The following is a 17139-nucleotide window of genomic DNA, read 5'->3' as shown; positions in this document are numbered from 1 at the left end:
AGTGGGGGAAACTGGAAACAACTTGCCAGAGGGAGGGAGCTGCGTGTACGTCGGATGTCACGTCAGCATTCGCGGCGGGTATCTGGCCGCGGCGAAGACGGCTTTGGCGCTGGGGGCCGGAGCGTTTCAATACTTTCCCAAGAACCCGCGCAGCCTGGCGGTCAAAGCGTTCGACCCCAGGGATGCGGAGGCGTGCCGCTCCTTTTGCCGAAAGCAGGGCATCGTCTCCATCGCCCACACCTCCTATCCGGCCAATCTTGCCGCGGCGCCGGGCGCACTGTTTAAAGCGACGGCCGACTCGCTGCGAAACGATCTGGAGATCGCGGAAGCGTGCGGCTCCATCGGGGTGGTCGTCCACTTTGGCCAGTACAAGGGGGCGGATGTGCTGGAAGGGTACCGGCTGATGATCCGGATGGTGAACGACATCCTGGACGGCTGGAGCGGAGTGGCGAAGCTGCTGGTGGAAAACAACGCGGGCCAGGGCAGCCGCATGGGAACGACGCTGGAAGAGCTGACCCAGGTGCGGGAACTGCTGAACCATCCGCAAAAAGTGGGGTTCTGCTTCGACACGTGCCACGCCTTTGCCAGCGGGCTCTGGACGGGAGACGACTGGGAGCGGGTGGCTGACAGCATGCGGAAGCTGGGGTATCTGGACGCGCTGGCCGCCGTCCATCTGAACGATTCGGTGTATCCCGCCGGTTCCTTTCGCGACAGGCACGCGCCGATTGGGCGGGGCGCGATCGGGAGGGAAGCGTTTGTCCCTCTGCTGCGGACGCCGGAGCTGCAGGGAATCCCGGTCGTACTGGAGACGCCCCGTCCGCCTGGTGGCGGCCATCGGGAGGAGATCGCCCTGGTGCGAGAGCTGGCCGGGCCGTGACAGGCTGACCGCCCGTATGGTAGAGTGTGAGAGGAAACCGTACAGTGCGCTGTCAGCGAGGAGGAGTCTGCGTGAAACGAAGAGTCAAGGTAACCATCGAGGATTTTGCCCCGCTCAAGGAAAACCTGAACAATCCGGAAGAGCTGGCCCTGTATGAGGCGGCGAACGGACATATCTATGACGCCGAAATCGAACACGACGGCTATGCCGTGATCGACCTGCCGGACGGGGAATACATCGAACTGGCTCCCGGCGAGTATCAGATCATGATCGAGGAATGGACGAAAGCGGGGGCCATCGGCGAACTGACGCTGGAAACCAAGTCGGACCCGGCCGACGACAAGGCGCTGTTGTATCGTCTCGTCGACGCATCGGGAGCTGAAAAAGAACCGCCGCGCTCGCTGCCCAAGCAGGTGGTGGAGCTGCTCGGCAAGACGTGGTTTGGGAAAAAGTAGGGAGCGTTCCCAAAGGAAAAGAAAAGCCGACTTCCTGTCAAAGCAGGAAAGTCGGCTTTTTTGATGGACGAGAGGCAGTCTCGCCAACAGGCGATTACATCTCTTCCGGTGCGGCGAGTCCGAGCAGGCGCAGCCCCTCTTTCAGCACCGTCACCACTGCGGCGACCAACTGCAGGCGGGCCGTCTTGACGTCCTCTTCTTCCGCCAGAATGCGGACGTTGGCGTAGAACTTGTTGAACGCCTGCGCCAGGTCGATCACGTATTTGCCGATCTGCGACGGGTCGAACTGTTCCCGCGCCCGGTCGATCACTTCCGGGAAGCTGTTCAACAGCGTGATGACCGCCCAGGCTTCCTTGCTGTCCAAGGCGCCTGCGGGCAGCTTCACCTCTCTGGTCGGCTCGTAGCCGCCCTTGCGCAGCAGCGAGCAGGCGCGCGCGTGCGTGTACTGCACGTACGGACCGGTCTCGCCTTCAAACGTGAGCATCTCCTCCCAGGAGAAATTGATGTCGTTCAGGCGGTAGTTTTTCAGGTCGTGGAAGATAACCGCGCCAACCCCAACCTGGCGGGCCACCTCTTCCTTGTTTTCCAGCGACGGGTTTTTCTCCCGGATCACGTTCAGCACGTCCTCGATGGCCTGCGCCAGCACTTCTTCCAGCAGGACCACTTTTCCTTTGCGGGTGGACATTTTCTTGCCGTCCTTCAGCATCATGCCGAACGGAATGTGGTACATCTCCTTGGCCCATTCGAAGCCCATCTTTTCCAGCACCTTGTACAACTGCTGGAAGTGCAGGCGCTGCTCGTTGCCCACGACGTAGAGGGCCTTGGCGAAGTTGTAGGTCTCATACCGATACAGGGCGGCTGCCAGGTCGCGCGTCGCGTACAGGGTGGCGCCGTCCGATTTTTTGATCAGGCACGGCGGCATGTCGTACTCGTCCAGGTTGACCACCAGGGCGCCGTCCGATTCGGTCAACAGCCCTTTTTCCTCCAGCATGGAGACGACGCGGTCCATCTTGTCGTTGTAGAACGCCTCGCCGTGGAACGAGTCAAACTGAACGCCCATCAAGTCGTAGATTTTCATGAACTCCTTCAGCGATTCGTCGCGGAACCACTGCCAGAGGCGACGCGCTTCCTCGTCCCCGTCTTCCAGCTTTTTGAACCACTCGCGGCCCTGATCTTCCAGCGACGGGTCTTTTTCCGCCTCTTCGTGGAAGCGGACGTAGAGGTGGAGCAGCTCCTTGATCGGCTCGGCCTTTACTTTTTCTTCGTCGCCCCACAGCTTGTAGGCGACGATCAGCTTGCCGAACTGCGTCCCCCAGTCGCCCAGGTGGTTGATGCGGATCGGCCGGTAGCCGTGTTTTTCCATGATGTTGGCGATCGCGTTGCCGATCACGGTGGAGCGCAGGTGGCCCATGGAGAACGGCTTCGCGATGTTGGGGGAGGAGAGGTCGATCGGCACGTTGCGCCCTTGACCGATGTCGCGGCTGCCGTATGCGCTGCCCTGCGTCAGGATCGTGCCGATCACGTCGCGGGCGACGCTTTCCTGATCGAGGAACAGGTTGAGGTACGGACCGACCGCCTTGGCTTCGCGAATCGGCGCGCCGCTTACCTCGCCGGCCAGCTCGGCGGCGATCAGCGGCGGAGCCTTGCGGAGCGCCTTGGCCAGTTGGAAGCAGGGGAAGGCGATATCCCCCATGCTGGGATTGGGCGGGGTTTCCAGCATGTCGTATACGGTTTCGGCGGTAAATTGGTCCGCGCCGAGGCGGGTGAGTGCTGCGGCAATGATGCTGGCCGCTTGATGCTTATAGCTCATGGAAATCTCCTTTCGTTTCTGGGAATCTGAAAAAAATAGAAAAACCTCTGCGTCTCATCGGGAAAAGAGACGAGAGGTTGTACTCCCGCGGTGCCACTCTTGTTGCTCTCGCCTCCCGTACGTGGACAGGCGAAAGCCGCTTTGCCTGCGGTAACGGGCAGACCCGGCGTGCCCTACGCAATCCGGTCGTCCGGACCTTCAGGACGCGTCTCCGAGGTGCGCTTCCCCGCGTCATTCCGCACCGGGCTCCCACCGTCCCCGGCTCGCTTCCGCTTTCTGACGGAGTACTCTCCTCTTCGGCGACGACTATGTTTCTCTAGCATTATAGCGGACATCTCCCGCGGGATGCAACTCACTCTTCCGGTTTTTTCAGCAAATCGTCCAAGTCGTGGAACAGGTCCCGCGTCAGCCGTTCCTTGTCGTCTGCGGACTGCCACTGCCGCTTGTACTCGACCAGCTTGGCGAGCAGCGCCCGTTCTGCTTCGGCCTCTTCCTCCAGGTCGTGGTTTTCGCTGGGATCAAACGGCATCAGCCGCTCATCCGTCCCGCTGCGCAGATAGGGGGAGCGCCAGTGATCGGGAAAGCGGTAGGGCTGGTCGCCAAACAGAATGCCCAGCACGTCGTCCGATTCCAGCGGGAGGAAGTGGTCGTATTCGTCCCGCCTGCCTCCTTCGGACAGGTTGATGTGCTCAAACGAATAGCGAAGGTAGTGCTGCCCCGTCTCTCGATTCTTGACGATCGAGTAGGTCTCAAAATCGGTGTGCTCCAGCTCTTTCACCGTCTCCAGGCGGGAGAGGAATTCCTGACGGTCACAGGGTACCAAATGATTCACAGCGGTTCGCTCCTTTGTACCGGATCGCTTTTCATCATAGCAAAAACGGGCGGCGGCTGACAACGAACGGGGCGCAGGCGGGGAGTCCCGCAGGGAACGGCGAACGGACAGGGTTGTCCAGCGCAAAAAGAGCCTAGCAGCTAGGCTCCTTTTCATGTAAGCGCCCGTTTAGTTGCAGTCGTTCGAACATCCGACGATGACCAACAGGATAAACAGAACGAGCACCAGCGCGAACGTGTCACCGAAAATGCCGGATCCGCAGAAGGAAGTACTCATTGTTGTTTCCCCTCCTTTCCGTTATGCTTCAGTCTATACACGAATGTGCCGGTTGTTGTGGGCGGATGACCAGCTTCACAAAAATGGGCGGGGGTCACGGGCTGGAGAAAATAGACAAATTCTTCATTGACGCGGGGAGAGGGGGGTGTTAAGATACATTCAAACATCGTTGCCGTTTGACAAAACCGCATAAGAGATAGTGACGACTCTTATCCAGAGAGGCAGAGGGACTGGCCCAATGAAGCCTCGGCAACCGGATTACCAGGTGCCAATTCCAGCAAAGCCGTGTGCTTTGAAAGATAAGAGGATGGTCATGCGTGTATGTTTCGCGGACAAATCCTCTTCTGGCACACAGGAGAGGATTTTTTGCTGTACTCGAACCGATACGTTTGTGAGTTTGTGAGAAAAGGAGTCTGCCCATGAAACCAAGTCTTCGCGAACAGCTTTACCGGAAAATTCTGATTCTGGACGGTGCGATGGGGACGATGCTGCAGCAGGCCAGTCTGACCGCCGACGATTTTGGCGGCGAGGCCTACGAAGGCTGCAACGAGCTGCTCAATCTCACCCGCCCCGACGTGATCCGCTCCATTCACGAAAAATACCTGGAGGCGGGCGCCGACATCGTGGAGACCAACACGTTTGGCGCCACCTCCATCGTCCTGGCCGAGTACGACGTGGCGGAAAAAGACCTGGAGATCAACATCGCCGCGGCCCGGCTGGCGCGGGAAGCGGCTGACGCCTATTCCACCCCGGAGTGGCCGCGTTACGTCGCCGGCTCGATGGGACCGACGACCAAGACGCTGTCCCTGACGGGAGGCGTCACCTTCGAAGAACTGGTGGAAGCGTACTACCGGCAGGCGAAAGGGCTGCTGATCGGCGGCGTGGATGCGCTGCTTTTGGAAACCTCGCAGGACACGCTGAACGTCAAGGCCGGGGGCATCGGCATCCGCCGGGCGTTCGCGGAGCTGGGGAGGGAAGTGCCGGTGATGGTCTCCGGCACGATCGAACCGATGGGCACGACCCTGGCCGGTCAAACCGTCGAAGCGTTCTACGTCTCGCTGGAACATCTGAAGCCGATTACCATCGGCCTGAACTGTGCCACCGGCCCGGAGTTCATGCGCGACCATCTGCGCACGCTGTCCGGTCTGGCCCAGTGCGGGGTAAGCTGTTATCCCAACGCCGGCCTGCCGGACGAAAACGGCCATTACCACGAGACGCCGCACGGACTGGCCGCCAAGATGCGGGCGTTTGCCGAGCAGGGCTGGCTCAACGTCGCCGGAGGCTGCTGCGGCACGACACCGGAGCATATCCGCGCGCTGGCGGAAGCGTTGAAGGACTGCAAGCCCCGCGTCCCCGCCGGACAGCCGGTCAGCGCCGTGTCGGGGATCGAGGTCGTCTACGTGGAACCGGACAACCGGCCGCTGCTCGTCGGCGAACGGAGCAACGTGATCGGGTCGAAAAAATTCCGCGACCTGATCGCGGCCGGGCAGTACGAGGAAGCGTCAGACATCGCCCGCGCCCAGGTGAAGCGGGGGGCGCAGATCATCGACATCTGTCTCGCCGACCCGGACCGGGACGAGTACGGGGACATGGAGAAGTTCCTGCAGTTTGTCGTCAAAAAGGTGAAAGCGCCGCTGATGATCGACTCCACCGACGTGCGCGTCATGGAGCTCGGGCTAAGGTACTCGCAGGGCAAGGCCATTCTCAACTCGATCAACCTGGAAGACGGGCTGGAGCGGTTTGAACAGGTGGTGCCGCTGATTCACCAGTACGGCGCAGCCGTCGTCGTCGGCACGATCGACGAGACCGGCATGGCGGTCAGCCGGGAGCGGAAGCTGGAGGTGGCCAAACGCTCCTACGACCTGCTGGTCAACCGGTTCGGGGTCAACCCGCGCGACATCATTTTCGACCCGCTGGTCTTTCCGGTGGGCACCGGCGACGAGCAGTACATTGGCTCCGCCCGCGAGACGGTGGAAGGCCTCCGCCTGATCAAGGAGGCGATGCCGGAGAGCAAGACGATTCTCGGCATCAGCAACGTCTCGTTCGGGCTGCCGGCGGCCGGACGGGAGGTGCTGAACGCCGTCTTCCTCTACCATACGACCTTGGCCGGGCTCGATTACGCCATCGTCAATACGGAGAAGCTGGAACGCTACGCCTCCATTCCCGAAGAGGAGCGGAGACTGGCAGAGGCGCTCCTGTTCGAGACCAATGACGAGACGCTGGCAGCCTTTACCGAGTTTTACCGGCAGAAGAAAAAGGAAGTCCGGGTGGAAGCGTCGTCGCTCACGCTGGAAGAGCGGCTGGCCCGGTACGTGGTGGAAGGCTCCAAGGACGGGCTGATCGACGACCTCAAGCGGGCGCTGGAGAAATACACGCCGCTGGAAATCATCAACGGCCCGCTGATGGCCGGGATGGAAGAAGTGGGCCGGCTGTTCAACGCCAACCAACTGATCGTCGCGGAGGTGCTGCAGAGCGCCGAGGTGATGAAGGCGTCCGTATCGTTCCTGGAACCGTTCATGGAAAAGACGGAGACGGCCACCAAAGGAAAAATCCTGCTGGCGACGGTAAAAGGGGACGTGCACGACATCGGCAAAAACCTGGTGGAGATCATCCTCGCCAACAACGGGTACGAGGTGGTCAACCTGGGGATCAAGGTGCCGCCGGAGCAGTTGATCGCCGCCTGCCGCGAAGAGCGGCCGGACGCGATCGGCCTGTCGGGCCTGCTGGTCAAGTCGGCGCAGCAGATGGTGATTACCGCCCAGGACCTGCGGGCAGCCGGCATTGACGTGCCGCTTTTGGTAGGCGGCGCGGCCCTTACCCGCAAGTTTACCTCCAACCGGATCGCGCCGGAGTACAAGGGAATCGTGCTGTACGCCAAGGACGCGATGGACGGGCTGGACCTGGTCAACCGCCTGCAGGACCCCGCAGAACGGGAAAAGCTGCGCGCGGCCCAGCAGGCGGTGGAAGAGGAAGCGTCGACTCCGCCGCAGGCCGAAGCAGCGGCGGCATCGCTCAAGCCGAAGCGCTCCGCCGTCAGCCGCACCGTGCCGGTCCACGTGCCGCCCGACTGCGAGCGCCACGTGCTGCGCCACTATCCGATCAGCCATCTGCAGCCGTACCTCAACCTGCGGATGCTTCTCGGCAAGCATCTCGGCGTCCGCGGCAACGTGGAGAAACTGCTGGAGGCCGGGGACGAAAAAGTGACCGGGCTGTATCAGTTGGTGCAGGAACTGCTGGCGGAAGCCAAGCGGGACGGCACGATCACGGCGCACGGGATGTATCAGTTTTTCCCAGCCCAGGCGGATGGCGACGACATCCTCGTCTACGATCCGCGCGATCACAGCCGTCTGCTGGAGCGCTTCCGCTTTCCCCGCCAGCCGGAGGAGCCGTTTCTCTGCCTCTCCGACTTCCTCCGACCGGTGGAGAGCGGCGAGATGGATTACGTCGGGTTCCTGGCGGTGACGGCCGGCTCCGGCATCCGCGAGCGCTCCGCCCTTTTGAAAGAGCGGGGCGACTACCTCCGCTCCCACGTCCTGCAGGCGCTGGCGCTGGAATTGGCGGAAGCCTTTGCGGAACGGGTGCACCACGTGATGCGGGACGTCTGGGGCTTCCCCGATCCGGCGGAGATGACCATGCTGGAGCGGTTTGGCGCCCGTTACCAGGGGATTCGCGTCTCGTTCGGTTACCCGGCCTGCCCCAACCTGGAGGATCAGGCCAAGCTGTTCCGTTTGTTGAAACCGGAGGACATCGGCATCCAGCTTACGGAAGGATTCATGATGGAGCCGGAAGCGTCCGTCTCGGCGATGGTCTTCGCCCATCCGGAGGCGAGGTACTTCAACGCCGGCCCGTCCGTGTTTGACCTATAGGCGTTTCACAGAGCAATGGGAGAGAAGGGATGGATTTGACAACGAAAAAAGATTTGCGCGAATATTTGCAAGACCACCTGCTGGTCGGCGACGGGGCGATGGCGACACAGTTGTACCGCTCGGGGGTTCCGGTGGGCGTCAGTTTCGAGGAACTGTGCCTGACCAATCCGCGCCTGGTGCACGACGTTCACAAGGCGTACTACGAGGCGGGGGCGCGCATGATGGAAACCAACACGTTCGGCGCCAATCGGGACGCGCTCGCCCGCTACGGACTGGAGCACAAGGTGACGCGCATCAACCGCGTCGCCGTCACGATCGCCCGCGAGGCGGCGCAGGACGACGCCTATGTCGTCGGCAGCATCGGCTCCATCCTCGCCGGACGGGTGCGGAAAAAGGTGCTGGACGAGTACCGCGACCAGTTTGAAGAACAGGCGATCGCGCTGCTGCACGCCGGAGTGGACGGCTTGATTCTGGAAACGTTTCTCGACCTGGAAGAGCTCCTGCTCGCCATCGACGTGATCCGCCCGCTCACGGGCCTGCCGCTGATTTGCCAGTTGGCGACGCTGGACGTGGGGCGGACCCGTGACGGCTACACGCTGACGGAGGCGTTTTCCCACCTGCAGAAGGCGGGAGCGGACATCATCGGCCTCAACTGTCGGCTGGGGCCGGCAGAGATTCTCCGCTCGTTCGAGAGCGCCCGCGTGCCGGATGGGGCGCTGCTCTCCGCCTTTCCCAACGCGGGACGGCTCGGCTTGAGCGACGGCGAGTACGCCTACAAGTCCTCGCCGGAATACTTCGCCGAGAGCGCGCTGCGCCTCCGGGAACAAGGGGTGCGCCTTTTGGGCGGCTGCTGCGGCACCACGCCGGACCACGTCCGGGCCATGGCGGAAGCGCTGAAGGGGCTTGCTCCGCAGGCGCGCGTCAACCCGCCCGACGAGTTGACGGAGCGGCCGTCCGTTTCCTCGTTCAGCGTCAGGGACCGGCAGAAACCCAGCATCGTGGAGCGGGTCAAGACCGGCACGACGATCATTGTGGAGTTTGACCCGCCGAAGGATCTGGATACGGAAGGGTTTTTGACCGGCTGCTGCGAGCTGCACAAGGCGGGGGCGGACGCCATCACCCTGGCGGACAACTCACTGGCCAACGTGCGGATGAGCAACATGGCGCTGGGCGCGATCATGAAAAGCCAGTACGGCATAGACCCGCTCGTCCACATCGCCTGCCGGGACCGTAATCTGATCGGGCAGCAGTCCCACTTGATGGGCCTGCACGCGCTCGGCATCGACCAGGTGCTGGTGGTAACCGGCGACCCCTCCCGCTTCGGCGATTTGCCGGGAGCCAGCTCGGTGTTTGACGTCACCTCGTTTGACCTGATCCGCATGGTCAAACAGCTCAACGAAGGCATCTCGTTCTCCGGCCGTCCGCTGAAACAAAAGGCGCAGTTCATCGTGGGGGCGGCCTTCAACCCCAACGTGCGCCACATCGAAGCCGCGATCAAACGGCTGGAGAAAAAGGTGGAAGCCGGGGCTGACTTCATCATGACGCAGCCCGTCTACGACGCGGAGTCGATCCGGCTCGTCCACGAGGCGACGAAACACATCGGCATCCCGGTGTTTATCGGGATCATGCCGCTGACCAGCTCGCGCAACGCGGAGTTTCTGCACAACGAAGTGCCGGGCATCAAGCTCTCCGACGAAGCGCGGGAGCGGATGAAGCGGGTTCAGGGAGAAGCGGCCAGACAGGAAGGTCTCAAGATGGCCAAGGAGCTGCTGGATGTGGCCATCACCTATTTCAACGGCATCTATCTGATCACGCCCTTCAACTACTACGCGATGAGCGTGGAGCTGATCCAGTACGTGCGGCAGCAGAGCCATCTGCTGAAAGCGGCCGCGAAGGCCTGACACCTGCAACCATCCATGCAAAAAAGGCTCGGGCGGCGGTATCGCGATCGGAACCGTCATGCCGGAGCCTTTTCATTTGTTTTGGGCATGCAGGCCGTCTGCCGTTCCTTCCGGCGCACATGTGACGACACTCACTCGCGTTTCGGATCGAGCGGATGCCACCCTTTCTCGCGCAGGAACCGGCTCAGTTCGCCGAACATCGCCAGCCGTTCTTCGCGCGTGTAGGAGGCGTTGGCGCCGCTGGTGGAGGGGATGACGAACAGATGGCTGCCGGCCCATTCGCCGGTTCCGAAGGCGAGCTGCGGCTGCAGGCCGAGCGAGACCGGTTCCTTTTTGCGGCCGGTGGCGTGGCGGAACGCGGTGATGCCGTTGAAGCAGATGACCCGCGGACGATACGTCTGGACCATCTGCCGGAACTGTTCCGCTCCGGTCGTGAAATCCGCTTCCCGCAAATCGCCGGAGGAGCGGGTGGGGCGGGAGACCAGATCGGTGATGCCGTAGCCGTACTCGAGCAGGCGCGCCGTCTCTTCCGGCTTTAGCTGCCGGTGCGTGAGGCCGCCTTCGTACAGCCCGCGCCAGAACAGATTGGCCGGATTGGCGTAGTGAAAGCCGGCTGTCGCCGACACGCGGCCCGGATTGATACCGCAAAACAGCACTGTCAGATCGCGGCGGATGTAGGTGGGCAGCCATTTTTCCGTAAAGTGAACCAACCGTTGTCCCTCCTTTCGCCCCATTGTACCACAGCGAAAGCGGATTTCCCTTCCGGCCCAAAAAATGCCGGGATCGGCGGCGGGCAAAGAAAAGAGCGCCTCGAAACGCGAGGCGCCCGGTGTTCTTACAGCTTGTAGATGTCCGTGTACTTGGTTTCCAGATAGTCCATCAGGTACGACGCGTTGATCCCCTCGCCGGTGATCTCCTTCACCAGCTCGTTCGGGCTCTTCATCTTGCCGTACTGGTGAATGTGCTCCTTCAGCCACTGACGGATCGGTCCGAACTCGCCCTTGGCCACCAGGTCGTCGTAGCCGCTGATCTCCCGGCGCATCACATGGGTGAACTGGGCGGCGTAGACGTTGCCCAACGAGTAGGTGGGGAAGTAGCCGAAGCTGCCGCCCGCCCAATGCACGTCCTGCAGCACGCCTTCCTTGTCGTTGGCCGGCACGATGCCGAGGTACTCCTTCATTTTTTCGTTCCAGATGGCAGGCAGGTCGGCCACGTCGATCGTCCGGTTGATCAGCCCTTTTTCAATCTCGTAGCGGATCATGACGTGCAGGTTGTACGTCAGTTCGTCCGCTTCCGTGCGGATAAACGACGGGGTAACTTCGTTGATCGCGCGGTAGAACTGCTCGACGTCGACGCCGGCAAACTGGGCCGGGAAGGCCTTCAAGAGATCGCCGTAGAAATGTTTCCAGAACGGCAGGCTGCGGCCCACCATGTTTTCCCAGAAGCGGGACTGGGATTCGTGGATGCCCATCGAAGTGCCGTCGCACAGCGGCGTGCCCAGCAGCTCCGGATTGATGTTTTGCTCGTACATGGCGTGGCCGGCTTCGTGAATGCAGCTAAACAGCGCCGAGTTGAAGTCGTTCGGGTGGAAACGGGTCGTGATCCGGACGTCGCCCGGGTTGAACGACGTGCAGAACGGGTGTACGCTGCGATCCATACGGCCGGCCTGGAAGTCGTACCCGATCCGCTCCAGCACAAAGCGGCTGAACGCTTCCTGCTCGCTCTCCGGGAAGTGCTTCTTCAGGAAGGACGTGTCCGGCTTGTTCGGCGACTCGGCGATGGCTGCCACCAGCTTGACGGTTTTCTCGCGCAGGGTGGCAAACATCGGGTCCAACTGGTCCACGGTCATGCCCGGCTCGTACAGATCAAGCAGGGTGTTGTACTTGTTCCTGCCGTCGTAGCCCCAGTAGTCGATAAACTCAAGCTGGAAGTTGACGATCTTTTCCAGATAGGGGCGGAACATGGCGAAGTCGCTGTTGGCCCGCGCTTCCTCCCAGATGGTCTCGGCCTGCGAGGTCAGCACCACAAATTCCCGGTACCGGTCTGCCGGGATTTTCTTGTTGCGGTCAAACTCTTTCTTGCACTCCAGCACGGTCGCCCGGGTGATGGCGTCGAGCGATTCCAGCGCGGCCGGTTCGCTCAGCGCCTCCAGGTGTTCCTCCATCTCCTTGGAGGTGGCCAGTTTGAACTGCTCGCTGGACAGCACGCCGATCACCTCGGAGCGGGCGTCCATCCCTTTGCGCGGCGCCTGCGTGCGCATGTCCCAATGCAGGACGGCGAGCGCCTGGCTGTAGCTGGTCATTTTTTTCACGTACTCGCGAAAGGCGGCTGCGCGTTTTTCCACAGAGCTTGTCATAGGGTTCCTCCCTTTGCTATGTAGGATGCACATACAGTCAAAAAATTTTTACTACTTCCATCCCTCTATTATACCCGATCTGATGGAAAAGGAAAGATACGAGCTAGCTCACACGCCTGTTTGTCGTTATAATCGTTATGGAATACGCTATGGCAGAGAACAACGACAGGAGAATGAAGATGAGTCAGAAAAACCCCCAATGGGAACAAGAAATTGCGAAACGGCGCACCTTTGCGATTATCTCCCACCCGGACGCGGGCAAGACGACCATGACGGAAAAGCTGCTGTACTACGGCGGAGCGATCCGTGAAGCCGGGATGGTCAAAGGGCGGAAGAACTCCAAGCACGCCACCTCCGACTGGATGGAAATCGAAAAGAAGCGCGGCATCTCCGTCACCTCCAGCGCGATGGATTTCGAATACAAGGGGCACCGCATCAACATTTTGGATACGCCGGGCCACCAGGACTTCAGCGAGGACACGTACCGGACGTTGACGGCGGCCGACGCCGCGGTGATGATCATCGACGTGGCCAAAGGGGTGGAGGCGCAGACGATCAAGCTGTTCAAGGTTTGCCGGATGCGCGGCATCCCGATTTTTACCTTTATCAACAAGCTGGACCGGCACGGCAAGGACCCGTTCGAGCTCCTGGAAGAAATCGAACGGGTGCTGGGCATCCGCTCCTATCCGATGAACTGGCCGATCGGCATGGGCAGCCACTTCAGCGGCGTGTACGACCGGATGAAATCGCGCGTGGAGCTGTATCAGGACGGCTCGCAGCATGAGGACATCCGCTTCTTCGAGGTAAGCGGCCCGGACGATCCGCTGATCGGCGAACGCGTCGGCCAGGACCTGTGGCAGCAGCTTCAGGAGGAAATCGCCCTGCTGGACGTGGCGGGCGACGCCTTCGACATGGAACTGATCGGCAAAGGGGAGCTGACCCCCGTCTTTTTCGGCAGTGCGATCAACAATTTCGGGGTGCAGACGTTCCTCGACAACTTTTTGCAAATGGCTCCGCCGCCGTCGCCCAAGAAGAGCAGCGTCGGCCTGATTGATCCGTACAGCCATCCGTTTTCCGGCTTCATTTTCAAAATCCAGGCCAACATGAATCCGGCGCACCGCGACCGCGTGGCATTTCTGCGGATTTGTTCGGGCCGCTTCGAACGCGGCATGACCGTCAAGCACGTGCGCCTGGGCAAGGAGATCAAGCTGGCCCAGCCGGTGCAGTTCATGGCCCAGGACCGGGAGATCGTGGAGGAGTCGTACGCCGGTGACGTCATCGGCCTGTTCGACCCGGGCATCTTCCAGATCGGCGACACGCTCTGCGTCGGCCAGCCTTTCGAGTACGAAGAGATGCCGCACTTCTCGCCGGAGTTCTTCTCCCGGGTCATGGTGAAGGACGCGATGAAGCACAAGCAGTTCCAAAAAGGGATCATGCAGTTGACGGAGGAAGGAACGGTGCAGTTGTTCCGCACCTACCCGATGGAGGAGCTGATCCTCGGCGTGGTCGGGGTGCTTCAGTTTGAAGTGCTGGAGTACCGGCTGAAAGCGGAGTACGGGGTGGAGATCACGCTGACCCGCCTGCCGTACCAGATCGCCCGCTGGCTGGAAGGAGAAAAAGCGGCGCTGGACGCGCTGAAGAACAAAACCGTGACGGACCGCTACGGCCGGCCGGTGATGCTGTTTGAGAGCGAGTACCAACTGCGGATGGCGATGGAGAAGTATCCGAACATCAAGTTCCACGAAAGCTCGTTGGGCTTGAAATCGGTGCATGCGTAGACGCCGGCCGTGCACAGAGCGCAGAAAAACAGACGTTTTCGCCCAAGCTGGTGCGAATGACATTCCCGAGACCGAGACTCTCCCTTAGGGAGAGTCTCCCACTTTACGGAAAAATGGCTGCCCACCTACATCCGCCGCGATCTAACGGTACTGTTTTGCGGCATCAATCCGGGCCGCGTGTCGGCGACAGCCGGCTTTCACTACGCCAATCCGGCCAATCTGTTTTGGCGCGGACTGTACGAAGGCGGCCTCACGCCCCGGCAGCTAAAGCCGGAAGAGACGGCCCGCCTGCTCGAGTACGGCTACGGCATCACTGATCTGGTCTCCCGCCTCACCCGCTCCTCCGGCGATTTTGTCTAGCGCCTGATAATCCCTTCAAACGCGCCTTCCAATACCTTCTTTCCCGCCTGGTTAAAGCACTCCACAGCGGCAGCGATTTCCACTTTGATTTCCTGCCGTTCATAACGGGTGACGGTAACTTCACAGCGGATCGTGTCTCCCGTAAACACCGGCCTGAGAAAGGTAAACTCCATTTTTCTGGCAAGAACATGCAAGTCCCCACCGATTTTTGTCGGCAAGGTTGCGGTGAGCAAACCATGTACCATGAAACGCCCATGTTCGTCAGGCGTAATATGGTGCGCGCCGTTGTCGCCGGAAATTCTGCAAAACTCTTGCACATCCTGCTCGGTAAATGTTCTCTCCCACGTTAGGACATCGCCTGCCTGCATAAGCTTCCCCCTTTCTTCATCATGAATGATAACCTTCCGTTGTCCAAACGCGAGGCTTGCTACTCCGCTCCATCCATTCCCTGGTTGGCGGCTGATAGGGTGTAGTGGCAATCAGATCATCACCACGCCAGCTTGCGGCTTTGGAGCGCAGCATTTCATCAAGCAGGATGGGGACAAATTCGTCCGGTTGCAGCTGGAACGAGTAGCGGGCAAAATCCCGGAACCATCCACACGATGGGAGGTAGGTATCGATTTCATCTTTTGACAGTCCGTCGTACATCATCAGGGTATAGGCAAAAATTCTCTTGCAAGCGTGCCATGCCATCTTTTCCGGCGCATGGAGCCACTTTTCCAGCCGATTTCTCGCATGATCAATCGCAACCAGAGGATTATCCAACGCAGGACCATGGCCGGAGTAGGCGTGTCGAATCGGAAGACTGGCCAGCCGCTCCAGGCTTTCGATTGATTGCTGAACGGCAGCGACTCCTTCACGAAAGATATTGATCCAGCCGATGTCATTCTTATGGAAAAGATCGCCACAAATCAATACCTTCTCCTCAGGTTCGTACAAAGAGATATGCCCCAATGTATGACCAGGCGTGTGAACAACCTGCAGGATTCGGCGTCCTGTATGAATTTCATCGCCGTCAGATAGTCTTCTGTCGATCCGGTACTGCTCTACAGGCTGGTCCAACCACTCGGCACAGCATGCCTCCGGGTAGCCATGTTTGCACTGGAAACATACGTTCAAAAAAGAGAACCACGTGACAGTTTCCGCTTCCCAACACATTTTGATTGAGCGATCGTTCATTTTTGGCATTATACAAAATATTCCGTCAAAATGTCAACGTAGAAAACGCGAATACCACCCCGAGGAAATCAACATTACCCGTAAACCAAGCGTCCCGTCCCACTAAGACAGTGAGACGGGATGTTTCTTGGCTGCTTTTTGGGATTCAATCATTCGGGGTGCCTCTTTTGAGACAGCCCCTTTTCTATGGGGACGACCTGCTTCATATAGATAGGAGATAGAGAGGGGAGTGGAAGGGAATGCGAATTCTCCTGTTTGTCGTCTTGTTTCTCGTGTCGTTTGACATGCATGCGCAGACGCCGCTGCTCGCGCCGTACATGCTCGTGCTGGGGGCGTCGGGGGCGATGATCGGCGTGGTCCTGGGGGCGTACGCGATCAGCAATCTGGGCGGCAACCTGATCGCCGGACCGTTTTTGGATCGCTTTCCGAAAAAGTGGTTTGTCGCCGGGGGACTGCTCCTGGCCGGGCTGATCCTGAGCGGCCAGGGAGTGGTGCAGGTGCCGGAGCATTTCTTCGTGCTGCGCCTGATCCTGGGGTTTTTGATGGCGTTTGTCTCGCCGGCCTGTTTTGCCATGCTGGGGGAAACCGGACGGACGAGGGCGGAGCAGGGCGAACTGATGGCGAAAAACGGGATGGTGCTGACGACGGCGGCGATTGTCTCGCCTGCGGTGGGCAGCTTCTTCGCGGTGCAGTTTGGCTACGGGCAGTCGTTTGTCATCCTGGGCGGCATCATGGCGGCTGCCGGGGTGTTTGCCCTGCTGGTCCTGCCCGGCCGTCGAGCGGACGGCCGGAGCGTTTCCGACAGCGCTGCCAGCACCGCCAACAGCGCTGCCGTTGCTGCCCGCCTGCCGCAACAATCCTCTTTGATGGCCGTGGTGGCAAATCCGTACCTCTATCCCGCCTTTCTCGGCGGGTTTGCCGTCGTCTACGCGCAGGGGACGCTGATTTACGAGGTCCCGCTGCTGATCCAACGGCACGATCTTTCGCCTTCGGTGACGGGCATTTTGTTCAGTCTCAAGGGATTGGGGGCACTGGCGACGCTCAGCCAGTTCTGGCTGGCCCGCACGTCCCCGGAGCAGCGCACGCTGGTCGGCCTCTGCCTGATGAGCCTGCTGACGTATGGGCTGGCGATCGGCCTGGATGTGTCGCTGTATCTGATGATGTTTCTGTTCGGCATCTGCTCCGGCCTCCTGTTCCCGGCTTTGTCCACCATCCTGATGCTTCACGTGCCGCGCGACCTGTACGGGAGCGCGTTCAGCCTGTTTTCCGCTGTCACCTCCGCCGGTGCCATTCTCAGCCCCATCGTGGCGGGCATCATCGACAACTGGAACCACTCGTTTTTTATCGTCTTCTTCGTCACCGGCGGCGCGTTTTTGCTCGGCGGTCTGCACCGGCTGATCCAGCAGGGAGCGGCATCGCCGATCGATCGCTAAACGGGCGGGAGGCGTC

14 protein-coding genes and 1 riboswitch are annotated in these 17139 nt (G+C 60.5%); of the genes, 7 read left to right on the top strand and 7 right to left on the bottom strand.

Translation table 11 applies throughout. From position 1 onward, the window contains the following. Positions 1-43 precede the first annotated feature (43 nt). Both A6764_RS14485 and A6764_RS14480 read left to right on the top strand, forming a co-directional pair. On the top strand, positions 44-877 hold the full coding sequence (locus A6764_RS14485) for a deoxyribonuclease IV (protein WP_029099315.1): 834 nt from the start codon (positions 44-46) through the stop codon (positions 875-877). A 71-nt stretch (positions 878-948) separates the two neighbouring features. After that, entirely contained in the window at positions 949-1332 is a 384-nt protein-coding gene (locus A6764_RS14480; protein ID WP_035298135.1) for a hypothetical protein, read from the top strand. A 94-nt stretch (positions 1333-1426) separates the two neighbouring features. Here A6764_RS14480 and argS read toward each other — a convergent pair whose 3' ends face one another. From argS to A6764_RS14465, 3 genes are all read right to left on the bottom strand, one after another. Next, on the bottom strand, positions 1427-3142 hold the full coding sequence (gene argS / locus A6764_RS14475) for an arginine--tRNA ligase (RefSeq protein ID WP_065066157.1): 1716 nt from the start codon (positions 3140-3142) through the stop codon (positions 1427-1429). A gap of 352 nt (positions 3143-3494) precedes the next feature. Then, on the bottom strand, positions 3495-3974 hold the full coding sequence (locus tag A6764_RS14470) for a hypothetical protein (protein ID WP_029099318.1): 480 nt from the start codon (positions 3972-3974) through the stop codon (positions 3495-3497). 168 nt (positions 3975-4142) lie between these two features. Beyond that, on the bottom strand, positions 4143-4250 hold the full coding sequence (locus tag A6764_RS14465; RefSeq protein ID WP_029099319.1) for a YjcZ family sporulation protein: 108 nt from the start codon (positions 4248-4250) through the stop codon (positions 4143-4145). A 206-nt stretch (positions 4251-4456) separates the two neighbouring features. After that, positions 4457-4556, top strand: a riboswitch (SAM riboswitch). A gap of 113 nt (positions 4557-4669) precedes the next feature. Between A6764_RS14465 and metH the strand changes: the two genes are divergently transcribed. Both metH and A6764_RS14455 read left to right on the top strand, forming a co-directional pair. Further along, positions 4670-8116 carry a methionine synthase gene (gene metH / locus A6764_RS14460; protein WP_264622265.1) on the top strand — a complete coding sequence of 1149 codons (3447 nt, stop codon included), beginning with the start codon at positions 4670-4672 and terminating at the stop codon, positions 8114-8116. Between the two features lie 29 nt (positions 8117-8145). Next, entirely contained in the window at positions 8146-10017 is a 1872-nt protein-coding gene (locus A6764_RS14455) for a bifunctional homocysteine S-methyltransferase/methylenetetrahydrofolate reductase (protein WP_065066159.1), read from the top strand. A gap of 131 nt (positions 10018-10148) precedes the next feature. On the opposite strand, the gene A6764_RS14450 is transcribed toward A6764_RS14455, so the two are convergent. Together A6764_RS14450 and A6764_RS14445 are read right to left on the bottom strand one after the other, a co-directional pair. Then, complete coding sequence (locus A6764_RS14450) at positions 10149-10727, bottom strand: mismatch-specific DNA-glycosylase (protein WP_029099322.1); 579 nt, start codon at positions 10725-10727, stop codon at positions 10149-10151. A 125-nt stretch (positions 10728-10852) separates the two neighbouring features. Further along, on the bottom strand, positions 10853-12373 hold the full coding sequence (locus A6764_RS14445; protein ID WP_044900169.1) for a carboxypeptidase M32: 1521 nt from the start codon (positions 12371-12373) through the stop codon (positions 10853-10855). Positions 12374-12552: 179 nt separating this feature from the next. Between A6764_RS14445 and A6764_RS14440 the strand changes: the two genes are divergently transcribed. Both A6764_RS14440 and A6764_RS14435 read left to right on the top strand, forming a co-directional pair. Further along, the gene (locus A6764_RS14440; RefSeq protein ID WP_029099324.1) at positions 12553-14151 is read left to right on the top strand and encodes a peptide chain release factor 3; all 1599 of its coding nucleotides are present in this window, start codon (positions 12553-12555) and stop codon (positions 14149-14151) included. Between the two features lie 117 nt (positions 14152-14268). After that, a complete protein-coding gene (locus A6764_RS14435; protein ID WP_319800812.1) occupies positions 14269-14511 on the top strand; it encodes a mismatch-specific DNA-glycosylase in 243 nt (80 codons plus the stop codon). Here A6764_RS14435 and A6764_RS14430 read toward each other — a convergent pair. Continuing rightward, a complete protein-coding gene (locus tag A6764_RS14430; RefSeq protein WP_029099326.1) occupies positions 14508-14879 on the bottom strand; it encodes a hotdog domain-containing protein in 372 nt (123 codons plus the stop codon). The two genes, A6764_RS14435 and A6764_RS14430, sit on opposite strands and share 4 nt — an antisense overlap. 19 nt (positions 14880-14898) lie before the next feature. Further along, positions 14899-15699, bottom strand: coding sequence for an MBL fold metallo-hydrolase (locus A6764_RS14425; protein WP_081656528.1), 801 nt, complete (start codon positions 15697-15699; stop codon positions 14899-14901). A 230-nt stretch (positions 15700-15929) separates the two neighbouring features. Between A6764_RS14425 and A6764_RS14420 the strand changes: the two genes are divergently transcribed. Next, on the top strand, positions 15930-17123 hold the full coding sequence (locus A6764_RS14420) for an MFS transporter (protein ID WP_029099328.1): 1194 nt from the start codon (positions 15930-15932) through the stop codon (positions 17121-17123). The last annotated feature ends 16 nt before the right edge of the window (positions 17124-17139 follow it).

The sequence above is a fragment of the Brevibacillus sp. WF146 genome, from assembly GCF_001673705.2.
Taxonomy (GTDB): domain Bacteria; phylum Bacillota; class Bacilli; order Brevibacillales; family Brevibacillaceae; genus Brevibacillus; species Brevibacillus thermoruber.
Note: the sequence above shows the minus strand (reverse complement) of the source record. Positions and strands in the feature narration are given on the sequence as shown.